A 19085-nucleotide genomic window follows, 5' to 3' on the forward strand; every position below is an offset into this window, starting at 1 on the left:
GGTGGAGGGCATGAGCATCCAGCCCGTACCGGCGTTCGAACCGCCGTACCTGATGGCCGTCTTCACCGATGTCCGCACCGCCGACGAGAGCGGCCACCCGGAGACGGGCGCCCGGATGAGCGAGCTCGTCGGGGCCAACCCCGGCCTCCTCGGCCACGAGTCCGCGCGCACCCCGGGCGGTCTCGGCATCACCGTCGCCTACTTCCGCGACCAGGAGTCGCTGACCGCCTGGCGCGAGGACCGGGAGCACCAGGCGGCCATGCGGCGGGGCCGCGAGGACTGGTACGAGAGCTACACCCTGCACGTCGCGACCGTCGAACGGAGCCACGGATTTGTCCGCGCCGAACACTGAGCCGAGCCCCGACCCGGCCATCGACCCGAGTACCGAGCGGGCCACCGGGGAAGCGGCGCACGAGTCGACGGCGCGGGCGGTGCGCGTCTTCCGGGAGCGGCTCGGGCTGCCCGGGCTGGTCGACGTGCACACCCACTTCATGCCCGAGCGGGTCCTGGACAAGGTGTGGGACTACTTCGACGCGGTCGGACCGCTGACCGGCGTCGAGTGGCCGATCACCTACCGGCACGAGGAGGAGCAGCGGGTCGCGCTGCTCCGACGGTTCGGGGTGCGCGCCTTCACCGCCATGCTCTACCCGCACAAGCCGGCGATGGCGGCCTGGCTGAACGCCTGGGCCGCCGATTTCGCCGCGCGGACCCCCGACTGCCTGCACACCGCGACCTTCTTCCCGGAGGACGGGGCGGCGGCGTACACCGCCCGGGCCGTCGAGGCCGGGGCGAGGGTCTTCAAGGCGCACCTCCAGGTCGGCGGGTACGACCCGAACGACGACCGGCTCGATGCGGTCTGGGGACTGCTGGCGGAGGCCGGGATCCCCATCGTGATCCACTGCGGCTCGGGGCCCGTGCCCGGCAAGCACACCGGGCCCGAACCCGTCGCCCGGCTGCTGGCCCGCCACCCCCGGCTGCCCCTGGTGGTCGCGCACATGGGGATGCCCGAGTACGCCGACTTCCTCGACCTGGCCGAGCGGTACGGCGAGGTCCGGCTGGACACCACCATGGCCTTCACCGACTTCTCCGAGCAGTTCAGCGGCTTCCCGGCCGGGGACCTGGGCAGGCTGGTCGACCTCGGCGACCGGATCCTGCTGGGCACCGACTTCCCGAACATCCCCTACCCCTACGAACACCAGCTCGCGGCCCTGGAGCGCCTCGGCCTCGGGGACGACTGGCTGCGCGCGGTCTGCCACGACAACGGAGCCCGGCTGTTCCGGCTGCCCTGAGCACCCGCCGGAACCGCCCCGCGCGGGCCTCCGGCGTTTCTCAGGAAATTCACAGGTTGGCGCAAGAACGCTCTCAGAGGCAACGGTCAGCGTGTACCCATGACTGCGACGACCACCTCACACGCGTCCACGTCCACCGGCACTCACACGGCCCTCGTCCGGCCCGATGGCGGCCCCTGCCGGGTGCTCGTGGTCGACGACGAGGCCGCGCTCTCCGAGCTGCTGTCCATGGCCCTGCGCTACGAGGGCTGCGAGGTCCGCAGCGCGGGGGACGGCGCCGGCGCGGTCCGCGCGGCCCGGGAGTTCCGCCCCGACGTGGTGCTGCTCGACATCATGCTCCCGGACATGGACGGCCTGGCCGTGCTCGGCCGGCTCCGCCGGGAGCTCCCCCAGGTCCCGGTGCTGTTCCTGACCGCCAAGGACTCCGTCGAGGACCGGATCGCGGGCCTGACGGCGGGCGGCGACGACTACGTCACCAAGCCGTTCAGCCTGGAGGAGGTCGTGGCCCGGCTGCGCGGCCTGGTCCGCCGCTCCGGCGCGGCGCAGGCCGCGCGCGGTGGATCCGTTCTGGTCGTCGGCGACCTGCGGCTCGACGAGGACAGCCACGAGGTCACCCGGGACGGCCGGGAGGTCCATCTGACCGCCACCGAGTTCGAGCTGCTGCGCTACCTGATGCGCAACCCGCGCCGCGTCCTCAGCAAGGCGCAGATCCTGGACCGGGTGTGGTCCTACGACTTCGGCGGCCAGGCCAACGTCGTCGAGCTGTACATCTCCTACCTGCGACGGAAGCTGGAGAGCGGTCCCGGATGGCCCCCGATGATCCACACCCGCCGCGGCGCCGGCTACCTGATCAAGCCGGCCGAGTAGTGCCCGTACGTCGACTGCGACGAGGCGGCCGGCTCCGCCGGCCCTGGTCGCTGCGGACCCGACTCGTCCTGTCGGCGGTGGCGCTCATCGCCGTCGTCGGCGCGGCCATCGGCACCGTCACCACGCTCGCGCTGCGCGAGAACCTGGTCGACAAGCTCGACGACCAGCTGCGGGTCTCCCTCGACATGGCGCTCCGCGGGCCCGGCGCCGGCAAGGCCGCCCGCGAGAACAGCCTGGGATTCGTCCTGGCCCCCGGCAGCCCCCTCGGCGCCGCCGGGATCCGGCTCGACTCCGACGGGAAGGTCATCGGCACCGCCCGCAGCGCGGCCGTGGGCGGTCCCGACCTCGACCACCGCCAGCCGCTCACCGACGGCCAGACGGCGGCGCTGGAGCAGGTCGCCCACGCGTCCGCCCCGGGCGGGTCCGACCCGACCGACGTGGAGTTGCCGCAGCTCGGCGGCTACCGGGTGCTGACCTCCCCCGACGGCAGCCTCGTGCTCGGCTTCCCGCTCAGCGACGTGGACTCCACCGTCCACACCCTGGTCGCGGTGGAGGTCTTCGTCACCCTGGCCGGGCTGATCGCCGCCTCCCTCGCGGGTCAGGCACTCGTCGGCGTCGCCCTGCGCCCCCTGCACCGGGTCGCCGCCACCGCCACCCGGGTCTCCGAACTCCCCCTGCACAGCGGCGAGCCCGCCCTGCACGAACGCGTCCCCGACGCGGAGGCCGACCCCCGCACCGAGGTGGGGCAGGTCGGCGCGGCCCTCAACCGCATGCTGGGCCACGTCTCCTCGGCCCTCACCGCCCGACAGCAGAGCGAGATGCGGGTCCGCCAGTTCGTCGCCGACGCCAGCCACGAGCTGCGCACCCCGCTGGCCTCCATCCGCGGCTACGCCGAGCTGACCCGGCGCGGCCACGAGCAGCCCGGCCCCGACACCCGGCACGCGCTGGGCCGGATCGAGTCCGAGGCCACCCGGATGACCGGCCTCGTCGAAGACCTGCTGCTCCTGGCCCGGTTGGACGCCGGTCGCCCACTGCCCACCGGAGACACCGACACCGACCTGGCCCCGCTCGTCGTGGACGCCGTCAGTGACGCCCGGGCCGCCGGCCCCGCGCACCACTGGAGGTTGAACCTCCCCGACGAGCCCGCGCCGATCCGCGCCGACCCGGCCCGCATCCAGCAGGTCCTGGTCAACCTCCTCGCCAACGCCCGCACCCACACCCCACCCGGCACCACCGTCACCGCCCATGTTTCACGTGAAACATCCGCCGTCCGGCTGCTGATCGAGGACGACGGGCCAGGCATCCCCTCCGAACTCCTCCCCCACGTCTTCGAGCGGTTCGCCCGCGGCGACGCCTCCCGCTCCAGGTCGGCGGGCTCCACCGGTCTCGGACTCGCCATCGTCCAGGCCGTGGTCTCGGCCCACGGGGGACAGGTCGACGTACACAGCCGGCCGGGTCGCACCAGCTTCGAGGTACGGCTGCCTCTCGCGACCGCCACGGACTCACAGACGGGGCACAGGCTCACCACACACCGGTGACAGCCCCACCGGCGACTGTCGGTACATGCCAACCGACACCTCTCCCGGCCCCGGAGCCCTCCCGGCCCGTGCGCCCCTGGCGCCCGTGCCCGGTGTGCCCGTACTCGACGTGGTGATCCCGGTGTTCAACGAGGAGAAGGACCTCGGACCGTGTGTGCGCCGGCTCCACGAGCACCTCACCCGCACCTTCCCGTACCCCTTCCGGATCACCATCGCCGACAACGCGAGCACCGACCGCACCCCCGAGGTCGCGGCCGGCCTCGCCGCCGCCGTCGAGGGCGTACGCAGCACCCGGCTGGAGGAGAAGGGCCGGGGCCGCGCCCTGCGCACCGTGTGGTCCCACTCCGAGGCACCCGTGCTCGCGTACATGGACGTGGACCTGTCCACCGACCTCAACGCGCTGCTGCCGCTGGTCGCCCCGCTGATCTCGGGCCACTCCGACCTCGCCATCGGCACCCGCCTCGCCCGCTCCGCGCGCGTGGTGCGCGGCGCGAAGCGCGAGTTCGTCTCCCGCGCCTACAACCTGCTGCTCCGCTCCTCCCTCTCCGCCCGCTTCAGCGACGCCCAGTGCGGGTTCAAGGCCATCCGGCGGGAGGTCGCGGAACGGCTGCTGCCGCTGGTGGAGGACACCGGCTGGTTCTTCGACACCGAGCTGCTCGTCCTCGCCGAGCGGGCCGGACTGCGGATCCACGAGGTGCCGGTGGACTGGGTCGACGACCCCGACACCACCGTCCACATCGCCCGCACGGCCGCCGAGGACCTCCGGGGCATGTGGCGGGTGGGTCGCGCGCTGGCCATCGGGGCGCTGCCGCTGGACCGGCTCGCCCGCCCCTTCGGAGACGATCCGCGCGACCGGACCGCCCTGCCCGAGGTACCGCGCGGGCTGGCCCGGCAACTCCTCGGATTCTGCGCCGTCGGGCTGCTGAGCACGCTGCTCTACCTGCTGCTGTACTCCGCCTTCCGCTCCTCGGTCGGGCCGCAGGCCGCCAACGCCGCCGCGCTGCTGCTGTCGGCCGTGGCCAACACCGCCGCGAACCGCCGGCTCACCTTCGGGGTGCGCGGCCGCGCCCGGGCCATGCGCCACCAGGCCCAGGGCCTGGTCGTGTTCGGCATCGGCCTGGCGCTGACCAGCGGCTCCCTGGCCGCGCTCGGCGCGGCCACCACCGAGCCGGCCCACGGCACCGAACTCGCCGTCCTGATCACGGCCAACCTCGCCGCCACCGTGCTGCGCTTCCTGCTCTTCCGCGCCTGGGTCTTCCCCGAGCGGCGCGGCACTCCCGCGAAGGACGACAACCGATGACCACGGCAGCAGTCCCCCTCTTCCCCTCCTCCCCACCCGCCGCGGTGGACGCCGCGATCGGCAGGCCCCGCTGGGAACGCCCCGCGTACGTCGCCCTGCTGCTCGCCACCGGCCTGCTGCTGGTGTGGAACCTGGGCGCCTCCGGCTACGCGAACTCCTTCTACTCCGCCGCCGTCCAGGCGGGCTCGGAGAGCTGGAAGGCCTTCTTCTTCGGGTCCTCGGACGCGGGGAACTCCATCACCGTCGACAAGCCCCCGGCCGCCCTGTGGCCGATGGCGCTGTCCGTCCGGCTGTTCGGGCTCGGGGCCTGGCAGATCCTCGTTCCCCAGGCCCTGATGGGTGTGGGTACCACCGCCGTCCTGTACGCCTCCGTACGCCGCCAGTTCGGGCCCGCCGCGGCCCTGATCGGCGGGGCCGCGTTCGCGTTGACCCCGGTGGCCGCGCTCATGTTCCGCTTCAACAACCCGGACGCGCTGCTGACCCTGCTCCTGACGGTCACGGTGTACTGCGTCCTGCGGGCCCTCGACGGCGCGCACACGAAGTGGCTCGTCTGGGCGGGTGTCGCGGTCGGGTTCGCGTTCCTGACGAAGACCCTCCAGGCCTTCGTCATCCTGCCGCCGCTCGCCCTGCTGTACGCGGTCTGCGCGCCGACCGGGCTGCGCAGGCGGCTCGGACAACTGCTGCTCTCGGGGCTGGCGATGGTGCTGGCCGGCGGCTGGTGGGTGGCCATCGTCGAGCTGTGGCCGGCCGGCTCCCGCCCGTACATCGGCGGCTCGCAGAACAACTCCTTCCTGGAACTGACCCTGGGCTACAACGGCCTCGGCCGGATCAGCGGCAACGAGACCGGCAGCGTCGGCGGCGGCGGTCGCCCCGGCGGGGGCGGGGGCGGCGGCTGGGGCGAGACCGGTGTCGACCGGCTCTTCGCGGGCAACATCGGCGGACAGATCTCCTGGCTGCTGCCGGCCGCCCTGGTGCTGCTCGTGGCCGGCCTGGTGATCACCTGGCGCGCCCGCCGGGCCACCGACTCGCTGGAGGGCATGGCCCGCGCGGCGTTCCTGGCCTGGGGAGGATCGCTGCTGATCACCGCCGTGGTCTTCAGCTACATGCAGGGCATCTTCCACGAGTACTACACCGTCGCCCTGGCTCCCTTCGTGGCCGCGCTGGTCGGCATGGGCGTGGCCGTCCTGTGGGAGGAGCGGGGCAGCCGCGCGGCCTCCCTCACCCTCGCCGGGACCCTCGCGCTCACCGCGTGGTGGGCCTTCGTCCTGCTGGGCCGAGCCGACGGGTACCTGCCCTGGCTGCGCTGGACGGTACTGGTCGCCGGCCTCGGAGCGGCGGTGCTCCTGCCGTTCGCGGCGCGGCTGGGCCGCCCGGTCCTCCTCGCGGTGGCCGGGGTGGGCCTCGCGGCCGCGCTGGCCGGGCCCCTCGCGTACTGCCTGACGACGGTGAACACCCCGCACACGGGCTCGATCGTCACCGCCGGTCCGGCGGTCGCGGGCGGTCGGGGGCCGGGTGGGGGTCCGGGCATGCGGGCCTTCTACGGCCCGGGCGGCGGCGCGTTCGGCCAGGGCGGCCAGGGCGGGGCTCCCCAGGGCGGGCTCCCGGGTGGTGCGCAGGGCGGTACCCAGGGCGGTCCCGGTCGGACCGTGCCCGGCGGCGGCCAGGCACCCGGAGGCCAGGGAGGTCCCGGTGGTCAGGGTGGCCCCGGCGGACAGGCGCCCGGAGGCGGCGAGCGGTTCGGGAACGGCCCGGGCGGCGGCGGTCCCGGCGGCACCGGCGGACTGCTCAACGGCACCCGGGCGAGCGCAGAGGCGACGGCCGCCCTGCGCGCCGACGCCTCGCGGTACACCTGGGCGGCGGCCGCCATCGGCTCCCAGAACGCGGCGAGTTACCAGCTCGCCTCGGGCGTGCCCGTGATGCCGATCGGCGGCTTCAACGGGAGCGACCCCTCCCCGACCCTGGAGCGGTTCAAGGCGTACGTGAAGGCCGGGAAGATCCACTGGTTCATCGGCCAGGGCGGTCAGGCCGGCGCAGGTCAGGCCGGCGCGGGTCAGGCCGGCACCGAGGGCGGCGGCACCGGCCAGGAGCGGGGCACGACCCGGATGGGCGGCGGTCCCGGCGGTGGCGCGAGCAGCGCCATCGAGACCTGGGTGAAGGCCAACTTCAAGGCCGAAACGGTCGGCGGCGCCACCTTCTACGACCTGACCGCTCCCGCTTCCGGTGCCACCGGCACCTCCTGATCCGACCATCGCGGGGACGGCCGCGGACCGACCCCGGAACGCGCGGAGCTCCGGCAGGGCAACAGCCCTGCCGGAGCTCCGCGTATGTGGGGGACCGGGCGGGTCAGGCCTTGATCGACTCGGTTGCGGGGGCCTGCGGGGCGCTCGCGGCCATCGGCGCGTGGGCGGCCGGCTTCGACTTCAGGGCGACCTCCTTGATGAACAGCACCAGGAGCAGGGAGAGCAGGGCGAACGGGGCGGCGTACAGGAAGACGTCACCGACGCCGTGCCCGTAGGCGGACTCGATCACCGTGCGGAACGGCGCCGGCAGCTTGTCGAGGTCGGGGATCCCACCACCGGCGGTGCCCCCGTGGCCCATCGCGGCGGCCTTCGGCCCGAGGGCGGTCAGCCCGTCCTGGACGTAGTGGGTGACCCGGTTGGCCATGACCGCGCCGAGCGCCGAGACGCCCACGGCGCCGCCGAGCGAGCGGAAGAAGGTGACGACGGAGCTGGCCGAGCCCAGGTCCTCGGGGGCCACCTGGTTCTGGGTGGCGAGGACCAGGTTCTGCATCATCATGCCGAGACCGAGTCCGGTCAGCGCCATGTACACCGCGATGTGCCAGTACGGGGTGTCGTACCGCAGGGTGCCCAGCAGTCCGAGTCCGGCGGTCAGCAGCACTCCGCCGGCGACGAGCCAGGCCTTCCACTTGCCGGTCTTGGTGATCACCGCACCGGAAAGAGTGGAGGAGACGAAGAGCCCGCCGATCATCGGAATCGTGAGGATTCCGGACATCGTGGGGGACTCGCCGCGGGCCAACTGGAAGAACTGGCTGAAAAAGACCGTGCCCGAGAACATCGCGATGCCGACGAACAGGGAGGCCGCCGAGGCCAGGGTGATGGTCTTGTTGCGGAACAGCCGCAGCGGGATGATCGGGTCGCTCGCGCGGGACTCGACGAGGACGAAGAGCGCGCCGAGGGCCACTGATCCGGCGGTCATCGCCAGGCTGGTCCAGGAGACCCAGTCGTACGAGTCGCCGGCCTGGGTGACCCAGATCAGGAGCAGCGACACGGCGCCGCTGATCAGGAAGGCGCCCAGCCAGTCGACCTTGACGTCGCGCCGGACCACGGGGAGCTTCAGCGTCTTCTGGAGCACGATCAGCGCGATGATCGCGAAGGGTACGCCGACGTAGAAGCACCAGCGCCAGCCGAGCCAGTCGGTGTCGGTGATGACGCCGCCGAGCAGCGGGCCGCCGACGGTGGCGACGGCGAACACCGCACCGAGGTAGCCGCTGTAACGGCCGCGCTCGCGCGGGGAGATCATCGCGGCCATCACGATCTGCGCGAGGGCGGACAGGCCGCCGACGCCGATGCCCTGGACCACGCGGCACGCGATGAGCATGCCGGTGTTCTGGGACAGGCCGGCGACCACGGAGCCGAGGACGTAGATCACCAGGGATATCTGGACCAGCAGCTTCTTGCTGAAGAGGTCGGACAGCTTGCCCCAGAGCGGGGTCGCGGCCGTCATCGACAGCAGGGCGGCGGTGACGACCCAGGTGTAGGAGGACTGGGTGCCGCCGAGATCACTGATGATCTGGGGCAGGGCGTTGGAGACGATCGTGGACGACAGGATCGCCACGAACATGCCGAGCATCAGCCCGGACAGGGCCTTCATGATCTGCGGGTGCGTCATGGGTGCGCCGTCGGACGTGATCTCCGGCCGGCCGTTTTCCCGCACACCGTCGGGTGTGGTCGTAGCCATGCGTTTCCTTGGGGTCTAGAAGCTCGATCGGAGTCGGGCGAGCAGGGTGTTGAGTGCGTCCACGTCCTCGGCGGACCAGTCGGCCAGGGCGCGTTCCAGCGCCCGCGTGTACCGGACTCCGAGGTCGGTCAGGAGTGCGCGGCCGGTCGGGGTGAGCCGCAGGATCCGGCAGCGGCCGTCGACGGGGTCGGGCTCGCGCTCGATCCAGCCGCGTTCGGCGACGTGGGTCACGTGCCGGCTGGTCACCGAGATGTCGATGGCCATGAGTTCGGAGAGCCGGCCCAGCCGCATCTCGCCGTGCCGGTCGAGCACGGTGAGCACGGCGGCCGAGCCGGGCGGGCAGTGTGGGGGCAGGGTGCGGGCGAGGTCGCGCTTGACCGCGCCGATGTCGGTGAGCCGGCGGGCCAACTCCTCGTACGCGGGAGCCGTCGTCGGGCTCGTCGTCGCGGTTGTGGTGGTGGTCGAAGTCGTCACCGGGCAGCCCCCCATCTTGTTGCTTTGAGCAACCATAGAAGCGGATGGTTGCTACAGGCAAATGAATTCGGAGGGTGGGGCGGTAAAGGAAAGGGAAAACCCGCTAGGGTCCTGACCCATGGCTGAGAACCACAACTCACAGGTCCCCGAGGGCAACCACGACCCGGCGGGCAGCACGCAGATGTTCCGGGCGTTCGTGGAGGAGGCCGCACCGGCCCGCCAGGCCGGCCCCGGCGCGCGACAGCAGCGGCGGGCCGAGCGCCAGGCCGGTTCGAAGACGGGCACGTGGGTCGCCCTGGGGGCGGCTCTGCTCGTGGTCCTCGCGCTGGTCCTGTGGGTCGTCCTGTAGCGATCGGATGACGGCGTGATTGCGTGACGCCGTGACGCCGTGACGCGGAGGCCGGCTCCTTCGTCAGTTCCAGGTGGCGGTGACGTTCCGGGTGTCCACGTGCATGCCCAGGGGCACGCGCCAGGATTCGACGCAGACCGTGTAGGTCCGCGCCTTCGTCGTGCCGCCCGCGATCGGGGTGGGCAGGGGCTGCGTCGTCGTGCGGGTGGCCCAGTCCACGCCGAGGGCGCCGATGATGTGCGTCGCGAAGGTGATCGTGCCGGAGCCGGCCGCCGTGGTGCCGGTGTTGGTGAAGCGCACGGTGACGTTCTCGCACCACCGGTCCGCCGCTGCCGACCGGGTCGGGGCGCCGAGGACCAGCTTCGCCGGCGTGGCCGGGGTCGGTGTCGGGGCGGGCGGGGTGCCCGGCGGGGTCGTCGGCGGCCTGGGCGTACCGGATCCGCCCGTGCCGCCCGTACTTCCCGAGCCGCCCGTACCGCCGGACGTCCCCGCACTGCCCGAGCCGCCCGTACCGCCGGACGTCCCCGTACCGCCGGTGCCGCCCGTACCGCCGGACGTCCCCGCACTGCCGGAGCCGCCCGTACCTTCCGTCGTGCCCGGAGGTGAGCCCGCAGGCGTGCCCGGGTCCCCGGGCTCCGTGCCCGCGCCCGGAGTTGGTGCGGAGCCGCCGCCCGGCGGGGGTGTCGATCCCCTCCCGACGTCGCCCGAGGTCTGCGGCGCGGGCGGGTCGGCCGGCGTACCGGTTGAGGCGGAGGACGTGCCCGCGGCCGGCGGGGCGCCGAGTCGCTGGAGCTCCACCTGTCCCCGGGGCGGTACGTTCTCCCCCGCGCCCCGCTCCGGACCGGGCGCGGCGGCGCCCACGGCCACGTAGCCGTCGCGTGTCGCGCCGCCGCAGCCGGTGAGGGCCGCGGCGGCGGTCGAGCAGCAGAGGGTGAGGGCCAGCGCCGCGCGTGATCCCGTTCGCATCGCGTCAGTTTTCCTGACGCTTCGTCAATTGGGAACGGTGCGGAGCCGGTTGATTCCCTACTCGCCGATCAGGCCCACGCGCAGTTGCGCGAGCGTGCGGGTCAGCAGTCGGGAGACGTGCATCTGGGAGATGCCGACCTCCTCGCCGATCTGCGACTGGGTCATGTTGGCGAAGAACCGCAGCATGATGATCTGCCGTTCCCGGGGCGGGAGTTTGGCCAGCAGCGGCTTGAGGGACTCGCGGTACTCGACGCCTTCGAGTGCCGTGTCCTCGTAGCCGAGGCGGTCCGCGAGCGAGCCTTCGCCGCCCTCGTCCTCGGGGGAGGGCGAGTCGAGCGAGGAGGCGGTGTAGGCGTTGCCGACGGCCAGGCCGTCGACCACGTCTTCCTCCGAGACGCCGAGCACGGCGGCCAGTTCCGGCACGGTCGGGGACCGGTCCAGCTTCTGGGCGAGCTCGTCGCTGGCCTTGGTGAGGGCCAGTCGCAGCTCCTGGAGGCGGCGCGGGACGCGCACCGACCAGGAGGTGTCCCGGAAGAACCGCTTGATCTCGCCCACCACGGTCGGCATCGCGAACGTGGGGAACTCGACCCCGCGTTCGCAGTCGAACCGGTCGATCGCCTTGATCAGGCCGATCGTGCCGACCTGGACGATGTCCTCCATGGGCTCGTTGCGGCTGCGGAAGCGGGCCGCCGCGTAGCGCACGAGGGGCAGGTTCAGTTCGATCAGGGTGTCGCGTACGTACACACGTTCGGGGCTGTCCGCGTCCAGGGTTGCGAGGCGCTGGAAGAGGGAGCGGGAGAGGGTGCGGGTGTCGATGGCTTCCGAGCGGTTGGACACTGCCGGCACCGCACGCTTGACGAGCGTGAGTACCTGTGAGCTGCCCTGGTCTACGGACATGCCACCCCCTTGAGGTCGCGGACGGTCGCGTCTTCTGCGCGCCCGTCGGAGGAACGCAGCCTCCACCTGAATACCGGAGGCGGGGCTGCGGCAAACGCGGTTCCAGCAGAATGTCACATGTCGGCAACACGCTGTAGCGCCATGTCGACATGTATCTCCAGCGACAGAGCGGAATGAGCCCGGTCTGTCGGGAAACGGGTCGGGGAAGCTCCACCCGATCCGGTTACGCCTCGATCCTGTTTGCGGATCGCAAGCGGGCGAAGCTCCTGGCGAGGAGTCGCGACACGTGCATCTGGGATACGCCCAGCTCAGCGCTGATCTGCGATTGCGTCAGGTTGTTGTAGTACCGCAGCAGCAGGATCCGCTGTTCGCGCTCGGGCAGTTGTACGAGGAGATGGCGTACGAGGTCCCGGTGTTCGACGCCGGCCAGTTCCGGGTCCTCGTAGCCGAGGCGGTCGAGCAGCCCGGGCATGCCGTCGCCTTCCTGCGCGGCCTCCAGCGAGGTTGCGTGGTAGCTCCGGCCGGCCTCGATGCAGGACAGCACCTCGTCCTCGGAGATCCGCAGTCGTTCGGCGATCTCGGGGGTGGTGGGGGTGCGGCCGTGCTGGGTGGTGAGGTCCTCGGTGGCGGCGTTGACCTGGACCCACAACTCGTGGAGGCGGCGCGGGACGTGGACGGTGCGGACGTTGTCGCGGAAGTACCGCTTGATCTCGCCCACCACGGTCGGCATCGCGAAGGTCGGGAACTGGACCCCGCGTTCGGGGTCGAAGCGGTCGATCGCGTTGATCAGGCCGATCGTGCCGACCTGGACCACGTCCTCCATCGGCTCGTTGCGGCTGCGGAAGCGGGCCGCCGCGTACCGCACGAGCGGCAGGTTGGCCTCGATGAGGGCGCCGCGCACCCGGTCGTGCTCCCGGGTGCCGGGCTGGAGCGCCTTCAGTTGCCCGAAGAGGACCTGGGTGAGCGCCCGGGTGTCGGCGCCCCGGCTCGGCGGTCTCGGGGCGACGGGCGGCTCCTGCGGGGCCTCCTGGGGTGGCGGTGCGGGGGACTGCGCGGCCTCGCCGGTCGCGGGCGCCTGCGTCGGTGAGGGGCTGGACGGTTCCCGGGAGGGTCCCGCCGGGGACTCCTGCCGGGGCGACTCCTGTTGCGGGGGCACCTGGGCGTCCTGGTGGGGCGGGGTGGCGGCCTGCGGGCCGTGGGCACCGTGCGGGCCGGGAGAGCGGGGGGTGTCCCGCGCGCCGGGGGCGGCGTGCGGGCCCGGAAGGCTCTGGCTGTGCTGTGGCTCCTGGGGGTCCTGCTGGGGTGGCACCTGAGGCGCAGTACTGGCCGGCACGGTCACGCCACCCCTTCAGTCAACTATCCGTCAAAAGCGGTCATAGCATCACAAGAGATGTGCACTATGCGCAAGCACCGCATATCTCCGTGTTGAGGGTAAATTGCCCATATACGGGCATTCAGTTCGAACATGGATAACGCAAAAGACCCCCCACCCGTCGGAGTGGGGGGCCGGTATGTCCGGAAGCCGCTTCAGCGTACGGGTTCAGGTCACCAGTTCGGTCATGAACTCGCCGATCCCGTGGGCGGCGTCCGAGATTCCTTGGAAGCCTATTTGGACCATATCGGCGGCTTTGATCGGCTGGGTGATGATCACGAAGAGTACGAAGACGGCGAGCGCGCCCGTGATGATCTTCTTGGTGTCCACGAGCGGTGTCGGCCTCCCCAACCGGTCCTGCAAAGTCGGGTGAGTCTAACCGGTCGGGTTTGGACACTCACCTGCCCTTTAGGGACCAATGACCCGGTGTTCCGGGCCCTTTGCCGCCCGGCGGCGGGGTGGGGCGGGCGCAGGATGGAGGACGAGCCCACCGGTTCTGGCAGGAAATCGGTGAGCGAGGGACAGGGCCTCACTGCGGGGTCCGAGCCGTGGGCTTCCCCCTGTACCGCGGCACGGACCGGCAGGTCCGTCCTCATCGGGGGAGTGGTTTGTCCCCCCGATGCCACTTCCCCCGTCCCGACGTCGAAGGTCCCGACCCCCGGTCGGGGCCTTCTTCGCGTGCGGCCCGCGCTCCGGACGGTTGGCGGGCCGCACGCGGGCCGCTCGCCGGACCGCGCGGTCTGCCCGCCGGACTGTTCGAGCCGACGGTTCGAATCCGGTGCGGCTATTCGATACCGCCGGCGAGGTCGGTGATGGGCTGTACGGGCGCGATCACGGGCGCGAGGTCGTTGGGGAGGTCCATCAGTCGGTTGAGCTGGTTCAGGTCGTTGAGCTTGGCGCCGATCTCCTTCACGGATCCGGGCGTCGCCCCGCGCGGCATGCCCGGGGCCGCCGTCGGCAGGTCCGGGAGGGTGAGCGGGGCGATCGGCGCGGCGGAGGCGGCGGGAGCGGCGAGGCCCGCGGCGGCCCCCGCGAGGGCGAAGGCGGCGAGGATGCGCTGGGTCTTGGTCATGCCGTGACAACGGCCGAGGGGGCGGCCGGTCACGCGCCTGTCCCCCGGAGGGCCCCGGAAGGGCCGAGGACCCCGGGGAAGCCGAGCCACCCGGGAAAGTCGAAGCCTCGGGAATGCCGAGGGCCCGGGGAATGCCGAAGGCCCGGGGAAAAGCCGAGAGCCCCGACCCTTGCGGGGCGGGGCTCTCGATCAGAGCGGTAGCGGTGGGATTTGAACCCACGGATAGCTTGCACCATCACACGCTTTCGAGGCGTGCTCCTTCGGCCGCTCGGACACGCTACCGAGAGAGAGCTTAGCCCAAAGTGGCCCGTGCTCTGAAATCCGTCTCGGGGCGACCCGCGTCACAGCGGTCACAGGTCGCGGAAGAAGTCCTTCAGCCGGCGGGCGCACTCGTCCGCGAGCACCCCGCGGACCACCTCCGGCCGGTGGTTGAGCCGGCGGTCCCGTACGAGGTCCCACAGCGATCCGGCGGCGCCCGCCTTCTCGTCGTCCGCGCCGTAGACGACGCGGGCGACCCGGGACTGCACGAGGGCGCCCGCGCACATCACGCACGGCTCCAGGGTGACCACGAGGGTGCACCCCGGGAGTCGCCATTCCCCGAGGGCGGTAGCCGCACGGCGCAGCGCCAGCACCTCGGCATGCGCCGTGGGGTCGCCGGTGGCCTCGCGTTCGTTGTGCCCGGTCGACAGGACTTCGCCCGCCGGGCCGAGCACGACGGCGCCGACCGGCACGTCGCCGGCCGGCACCGCCAGGGCGGCTTCCCGGAGCGCCAGGCGCATCGAGTCCCGCCAGGGGTCCCGTACGGGGTCGGGACCGGGGTGGTGCGTGTCGTGCTCGTCGATCACTAGCGGACGGCCTCCAGGACCTCGGTCGCGCCGAGGGATTCGGCGATCTCCGAGAGGGCGTCGCCCTCCAGGGCGGTCAGTTGCTTGGGGCTGACGCCGAGGTCGTTCAGCAGCCCGAGGTCGCCGAACGGGCCGGCCGGCAACGGCTCTGCGCCGGTGCCGAGCGCGGAGTCGGTGTCGTCGTCCTCGTCGGCGAAGGCGGTGACGCTCTCCTCCTCGCCGTCCTCGGTGCCGTCCAGGTCGAGTTCGTCGAGTTCGTCGTCCTCCTCGTCGCTGCCCAGCAGCTCTTTGGTCAGCATCGAGCCGTAGGAGCTGCGGCCGGCTACGGAGGCGTTGGACACGAAGTACCGAGGGTCTTCCTCGCCGTCCAGGCGCATGACGCCGAACCAGGCGTCCTCCTGCTCGATGAGGGCGACCACCGGCTCGTCGTCGACGGCGGCGGAACGGGCGAGATCGATCAGATCGGTCAGGGACTCGACGTCGTCGAGTTCCAGGTCGCTCGCTTCCCACCCATCTTCGGTGCGCGCGAGCAGTGCGGCGAAATACACCGTGACTCTCCCACTGGTCATAGGCGTGCCGGTTGGATGTCCCCCCGGCCGGAGGATGGGGTGAAACGGTCGTGCTGCTCACCGTTTCGTGCCCCGCCCAATCGGCATCGTGGCAGAAACAGCGGCTTTGCGAGAGGTCTTCCGCCGTGTCGCGCCCGGGCGCCGCCGCCGGGTGGACGGGTCGAAGGGGCCCGCGCCGGCCGAGGCGCCATTCCCCCGAGGGGCGTTGCCCCGGGGCCGAGCGACTCAAACTCCGGCAGGGCCGAACGGCCCCGGAAGCCGGATGGATCACCGGGCAAGCGGGGCGGATCACCAGGCAAGCCGGGCGAATCACCGGGCAAGCGGGGCGGATCAACCGGGCAAGCCGGGCGGATCAACCGGGGAGCCGGGACGGATCACCAGCGGAAGGTGCGCATCCGCATCTGTTGGCGCATGCGGGCGGCGCGGGCGCGCCGCGGTTGGACGCGGTCGCGCAGTTCCCGGGCCTCGTTCAGGTCCCGCAGGAACTGGGCGCGCCGCGCTCTGCGCTGCGCCGCCGTTTCGGCCTCTCCGCTCTCCACGCTCGGCTCTGTTTCTGGCATGGGCCATCACCCCGGCTGCTGGTCCGGTCGTCCTCGCCCCCCGAACCCACCTTCCCCCGGACCGCCCGATTGATGCCACCCCCGTGCCGGGGTTCTCGCAGCTCAGGCGTCTTCCGTCCGCGTCGGCACCACCGCGACCGGGCCGTGCGCGTGGTGGAGCACCGCGTGCGCGACGGAGCCGATCATGAGCGGGCCCACGCTCCGGGTGGGGTGGTGGCGGCCGACCACGACGAGGGCGGCCGAGCGGGACGCGGTGACGAGCCGGCCCGCCGCCTCGCCGGGCACGGCGGCCTGTTCGACGGGCACGTGCGGGTGGCGGACCCGGAACGGGGCCAATCGCCGCGTCTGGGAGCGGAGCATCTCCCGCTCGGCCGGGACCCCGTCGCCGCCGTCCGCCAGGCCTTCCGGAGGGATCACCGCGAAGGGGCTGTCGACGCCGATCATCGTCGAGGGCGGGACGGCGTACGCGGAGACCACCTGGACGGCGGTCCCCCGCACGGCGGCTTCCTCGAAGGCGAAGGCCAGCACGTCGTCGGGGGTCTCCGCCGCGTGCAGGCCGACCACCACCCGCCCGGCCGATTCCTCCCCGGAGGCCTCCACGACGCGTCCGGCGTGCGGGACCACGACCACCGGGCAGGTCGTGGTGGAGGCGACGGCGCGGCTGTTGGAGCCGAGCAACAGGGCGGCGAAGCCGCCGCGCCCCCGGGATCCCATCACGAGCATCCGGGGGGCGTACTCGGCGCCGATGACCCGCAGCGCCTCGGGCACGGACCCCTCCAGGGCCTCGTAGCGGACCTCGGCGGGCAGTTCGGGGGCGCGCGCGAGGAGTTCCCGTACGTGCTCGCTCACCGGGTCGGTGTACTGCTCCGGCTCGGACGCGGAGTGCAGGGCGGAGCGCCGGCCCGCGTACAACTGGGCGCTGTCGGGCAGGACGTGCGCGACCATGAGCCCGCCGCCGTGCAGGAGTGCGGCGGTCCGGGCCCACTCGAGCGCCTTGAGACTGTGTTCCGATCCGTCCACGGCCGCGATGACGAGGGGGGTGCTCATCAACCAAGGGTGCTGGGCGTCCGGGCGGGCCGCATCTCCGCGTGTCGCGGGCCCGCGGGCGGCTTCGGACGCGGAGGGGGTGTGTCACCGCGTAGCCTTTTGGGTGTGGGTCGCACACCGCGGCCGTTTTCGCAGGTCGCAGGTCGAAACCCGGCAGCTGGCGGCAGCTGAGTCTTGGAGGATGTTGTGCGTTTGCAGGTCGTCGATCACCCGTTGGTCGCGCACAAGCTGACCACTCTGCGCGACAAGCGCACCGACTCCCCCACCTTCCGTCGGCTCGCCGACGAGCTGGTGACCCTCCTCGCGTACGAGGCCACGCGTGACGTGCGGACCGAGCAGGCCGACATCGAGACCCCGGTCGGCCCGACCACCGGCGTCAAGCTGTCGCACCCGCGTCCGCTGGTCGTGCCGATCCTGCGCGCCGGTCTCGGCATGCTGGACGGCATGGTGCGGCTGCTGCCGACCGCCGAGGTGGGCTTCCTGGGCATGGTCCGCAACGAGGAGACCCTGGAGGCCTCCACGTACGCGACGCGCATGCCGGAGGACCTCTCCGGGCGTCAGGTGTACGTGGTCGACCCGATGCTGGCCACCGGCGGCACGCTGGTCGCGGCGATCCGGGAGCTCATCAAGCGCGGCGCCGACGACGTGACCGCCGTGGTGTTGTTGGCCGCGCCCGAGGGCGTCGAGATCATGGAGCGCGAGCTTGCGGGCACGCCGGTGACGGTGGTGACGGCCGCCGTGGACGAGCGGCTCAACGAGAACGGTTACATCGTGCCGGGCCTGGGCGACGCGGGCGACCGCATGTACGGCTCCGCCGAATAGGGCGCGGTCGGCTCCGCCGGGTGGGCCCGGCGGATCAGCACGTCTTGGCGGGCGCGGGTACGGGGTGGGCCAGTACGGCCAGCGCCTTGTCCGCGTCCGCCTTCGTGTTCAGTTCCTTGAAGGTGTTGCCGAGGATCAGGTCGATGTCCGTGCCCTCACGGGTGTCGTTCTGGAGGGTGACGCCGGTCAGTTGGGTGCCGAGTACGGAGTACGCCGCCTTGTCGGTGGTGGGGGCGCCCAGCAGTATGCCGATGCCGGGGACCTTCTTGTCGAAGGCGGCGGGCGCGTTGCCGACCTGGCCGATGGTGAAGCCGCGTTTCTTCAGCTCGTCGCCGACCAGCTTGGCGAGGCCCGCGCGCGGGGTCGCGTTGTAGACGTTGACGGTGATTTCGTCGGGCTTGGGGAGGGTGACCGCGGCGGCCGGGGACGCGGGGCGCGCGGAGACGGCCGAGGCCGGTCCGGCCTTGCTCGGGGAGCCGGTCGGGCAGTCCTTGCCCGCCGCGACCGTCTTCTTGCCGCCGTTGCCTCGGAACACGTCGATGAGCTGCAAAGCCCCGTAGCCGAGCAGGGCCAGTGCGAGGACGGATCCGAGCAGGGCGAACACGATCCGGCGGCGTCGCCGGGGTCGGCTCATGCGGGGGTAGGCAGCTCCCGTTACGCGGTACTTTCCGCCCATGCCGGGGGGTGTGAGCATGCTCATGGGCGCAGCGTAGTGCCGTACCGGAACGATGCCTACTAAATGATCTGTTGATCGGGTAAGGCAGACCCGAAAGGCGCAATCAGTCCATCTCAAGGACGCGTGCATGCAGCACTTGGCGCTGCTGGAGCGCCGCGCGCACGGCGCGGTGCAGCCCGTCCTCCAGGTACAGGTCGCCCTGCCACTTCACGACGTGCGCGAAGAGGTCGCCGTAGAACGTGGAGTCCTCGGCGAGCAGGGTTTCGAGGTCGAGCTGCCCCTTGGTGGTCACGAGCTGGTCGAGCCGGACCGGGCGCGGGGCTACGTCCGCCCACTGCCGGGTGGTTTCCCTGCCGTGGTCGGGGTACGGCCGGCCGCTTCCGATGCGCTTGAAGATCACACGGAAAGCCTACCGGGCCGGTGCCTGCGGGCGCAGCCTCGCTGCGTGGGTGCAAAGGTGACAG

21 protein-coding genes and 1 tRNA gene are annotated in these 19085 nt (G+C 72.1%); 8 read left to right on the plus strand and 14 right to left on the minus strand.

Going from position 1 to position 19085, the window contains the following annotated elements; all coding sequences use genetic code 11:
* Positions 1-10: 10 nt before the first annotated feature.
* The 6 genes from ACFYW3_RS19615 to ACFYW3_RS19640 all read left to right on the plus strand — a co-directional run bounded on the left by ACFYW3_RS19615 (position 11) and on the right by ACFYW3_RS19640 (position 7234).
* Positions 11-352, plus strand: a complete 342-nt coding sequence (locus tag ACFYW3_RS19615) for an antibiotic biosynthesis monooxygenase (RefSeq protein ID WP_351759317.1) — start codon at positions 11-13, stop codon at positions 350-352.
* A 79-nt stretch (positions 353-431) separates the two neighbouring features.
* Positions 432-1289, plus strand: a complete 858-nt coding sequence (locus ACFYW3_RS19620; protein ID WP_389386913.1) for an amidohydrolase family protein — start codon at positions 432-434, stop codon at positions 1287-1289.
* A 99-nt stretch (positions 1290-1388) separates the two neighbouring features.
* Entirely contained in the window at positions 1389-2156 is a 768-nt protein-coding gene (locus ACFYW3_RS19625) for a response regulator transcription factor (RefSeq protein WP_351382883.1), read from the plus strand.
* Positions 2156-3694 (plus strand): sensor histidine kinase, encoded by a 1539-nt coding sequence (locus ACFYW3_RS19630; protein WP_389386871.1) that lies wholly within the window; start codon positions 2156-2158, stop codon positions 3692-3694. The genes ACFYW3_RS19625 and ACFYW3_RS19630 overlap by 1 nt, the downstream gene beginning before the upstream one ends.
* A gap of 25 nt (positions 3695-3719) precedes the next feature.
* The gene (locus ACFYW3_RS19635) at positions 3720-4994 is read left to right on the plus strand and encodes a glycosyltransferase (RefSeq protein ID WP_351759322.1); all 1275 of its coding nucleotides are present in this window, start codon (positions 3720-3722) and stop codon (positions 4992-4994) included.
* A complete protein-coding gene (locus ACFYW3_RS19640) occupies positions 4991-7234 on the plus strand; it encodes an ArnT family glycosyltransferase (protein WP_389386872.1) in 2244 nt (747 codons plus the stop codon). The genes ACFYW3_RS19635 and ACFYW3_RS19640 overlap by 4 nt, the downstream gene beginning before the upstream one ends.
* Positions 7235-7337: 103 nt before the next feature.
* Here the strand turns inward: ACFYW3_RS19640 and ACFYW3_RS19645 are convergent, their stop codons facing one another.
* The gene (locus tag ACFYW3_RS19645; protein ID WP_389386873.1) at positions 7338-8972 is read right to left on the minus strand and encodes an MDR family MFS transporter; all 1635 of its coding nucleotides are present in this window, start codon (positions 8970-8972) and stop codon (positions 7338-7340) included.
* A gap of 15 nt (positions 8973-8987) precedes the next feature.
* On the minus strand, positions 8988-9446 hold the full coding sequence (locus tag ACFYW3_RS19650) for a MarR family transcriptional regulator (protein ID WP_351759332.1): 459 nt from the start codon (positions 9444-9446) through the stop codon (positions 8988-8990).
* Between the two features lie 118 nt (positions 9447-9564).
* On the opposite strand from ACFYW3_RS19650, the gene ACFYW3_RS19655 reads away from it, so the two are divergent.
* Positions 9565-9795 (plus strand): hypothetical protein, encoded by a 231-nt coding sequence (locus ACFYW3_RS19655; protein WP_351759334.1) that lies wholly within the window; start codon positions 9565-9567, stop codon positions 9793-9795.
* 63 nt (positions 9796-9858) lie between these two features.
* Here the strand turns inward: ACFYW3_RS19655 and ACFYW3_RS19660 are convergent, their stop codons facing one another.
* From ACFYW3_RS19660 to ACFYW3_RS19705, 10 genes are all read right to left on the minus strand, one after another.
* On the minus strand, positions 9859-10761 hold the full coding sequence (locus ACFYW3_RS19660) for a hypothetical protein (RefSeq protein WP_389386874.1): 903 nt from the start codon (positions 10759-10761) through the stop codon (positions 9859-9861).
* Positions 10762-10818: 57 nt separating this feature from the next.
* Positions 10819-11658, minus strand: coding sequence for an RNA polymerase sigma factor SigF (locus ACFYW3_RS19665; RefSeq protein WP_053684131.1), 840 nt, complete (start codon positions 11656-11658; stop codon positions 10819-10821).
* A 223-nt stretch (positions 11659-11881) separates the two neighbouring features.
* Positions 11882-12814, minus strand: coding sequence for an RNA polymerase sigma factor SigF (locus ACFYW3_RS19670; RefSeq protein WP_389386914.1), 933 nt, complete (start codon positions 12812-12814; stop codon positions 11882-11884).
* Positions 12815-13198: 384 nt separating this feature from the next.
* On the minus strand, positions 13199-13360 hold the full coding sequence (locus tag ACFYW3_RS19675; protein ID WP_199826690.1) for a hypothetical protein: 162 nt from the start codon (positions 13358-13360) through the stop codon (positions 13199-13201).
* A 454-nt stretch (positions 13361-13814) separates the two neighbouring features.
* A complete protein-coding gene (locus tag ACFYW3_RS19680) occupies positions 13815-14102 on the minus strand; it encodes a hypothetical protein (RefSeq protein ID WP_159041626.1) in 288 nt (95 codons plus the stop codon).
* 195 nt (positions 14103-14297) lie between these two features.
* Positions 14298-14384: transfer RNA gene (locus ACFYW3_RS19685), tRNA-Ser, on the minus strand.
* A 68-nt stretch (positions 14385-14452) separates the two neighbouring features.
* A complete protein-coding gene (tadA, locus tag ACFYW3_RS19690; protein ID WP_351759408.1) occupies positions 14453-14881 on the minus strand; it encodes a tRNA adenosine(34) deaminase TadA in 429 nt (142 codons plus the stop codon).
* A gap of 65 nt (positions 14882-14946) precedes the next feature.
* Positions 14947-15495: a hypothetical protein gene (locus ACFYW3_RS19695; protein WP_351382867.1), complete on the minus strand. Its 549-nt coding sequence runs from the start codon at positions 15493-15495 to the stop codon at positions 14947-14949.
* Positions 15496-15890: 395 nt separating this feature from the next.
* On the minus strand, positions 15891-16076 hold the full coding sequence (locus tag ACFYW3_RS19700) for a hypothetical protein (protein WP_267803495.1): 186 nt from the start codon (positions 16074-16076) through the stop codon (positions 15891-15893).
* A gap of 102 nt (positions 16077-16178) precedes the next feature.
* Positions 16179-17123, minus strand: coding sequence for a universal stress protein (locus ACFYW3_RS19705; RefSeq protein WP_351759340.1), 945 nt, complete (start codon positions 17121-17123; stop codon positions 16179-16181).
* A gap of 186 nt (positions 17124-17309) precedes the next feature.
* Here ACFYW3_RS19705 and upp point away from each other — a divergent pair, with 186 nt between their 5' ends.
* Positions 17310-17945, plus strand: coding sequence for a uracil phosphoribosyltransferase (upp, locus tag ACFYW3_RS19710; RefSeq protein ID WP_053684141.1), 636 nt, complete (start codon positions 17310-17312; stop codon positions 17943-17945).
* A gap of 34 nt (positions 17946-17979) precedes the next feature.
* Here the strand turns inward: upp and ACFYW3_RS19715 are convergent, their stop codons facing one another.
* Positions 17980-18645 (minus strand): LytR C-terminal domain-containing protein, encoded by a 666-nt coding sequence (locus tag ACFYW3_RS19715; protein ID WP_351759342.1) that lies wholly within the window; start codon positions 18643-18645, stop codon positions 17980-17982.
* Between the two features lie 79 nt (positions 18646-18724).
* On the minus strand, positions 18725-19021 hold the full coding sequence (locus ACFYW3_RS19720; protein ID WP_008740979.1) for a type II toxin-antitoxin system VapB family antitoxin: 297 nt from the start codon (positions 19019-19021) through the stop codon (positions 18725-18727).
* Positions 19022-19085 lie beyond the last annotated feature (64 nt).

The organism is Streptomyces sp. NPDC002602 (assembly GCF_042889445.1).
Lineage (GTDB): Bacteria > Actinomycetota > Actinomycetes > Streptomycetales > Streptomycetaceae > Streptomyces.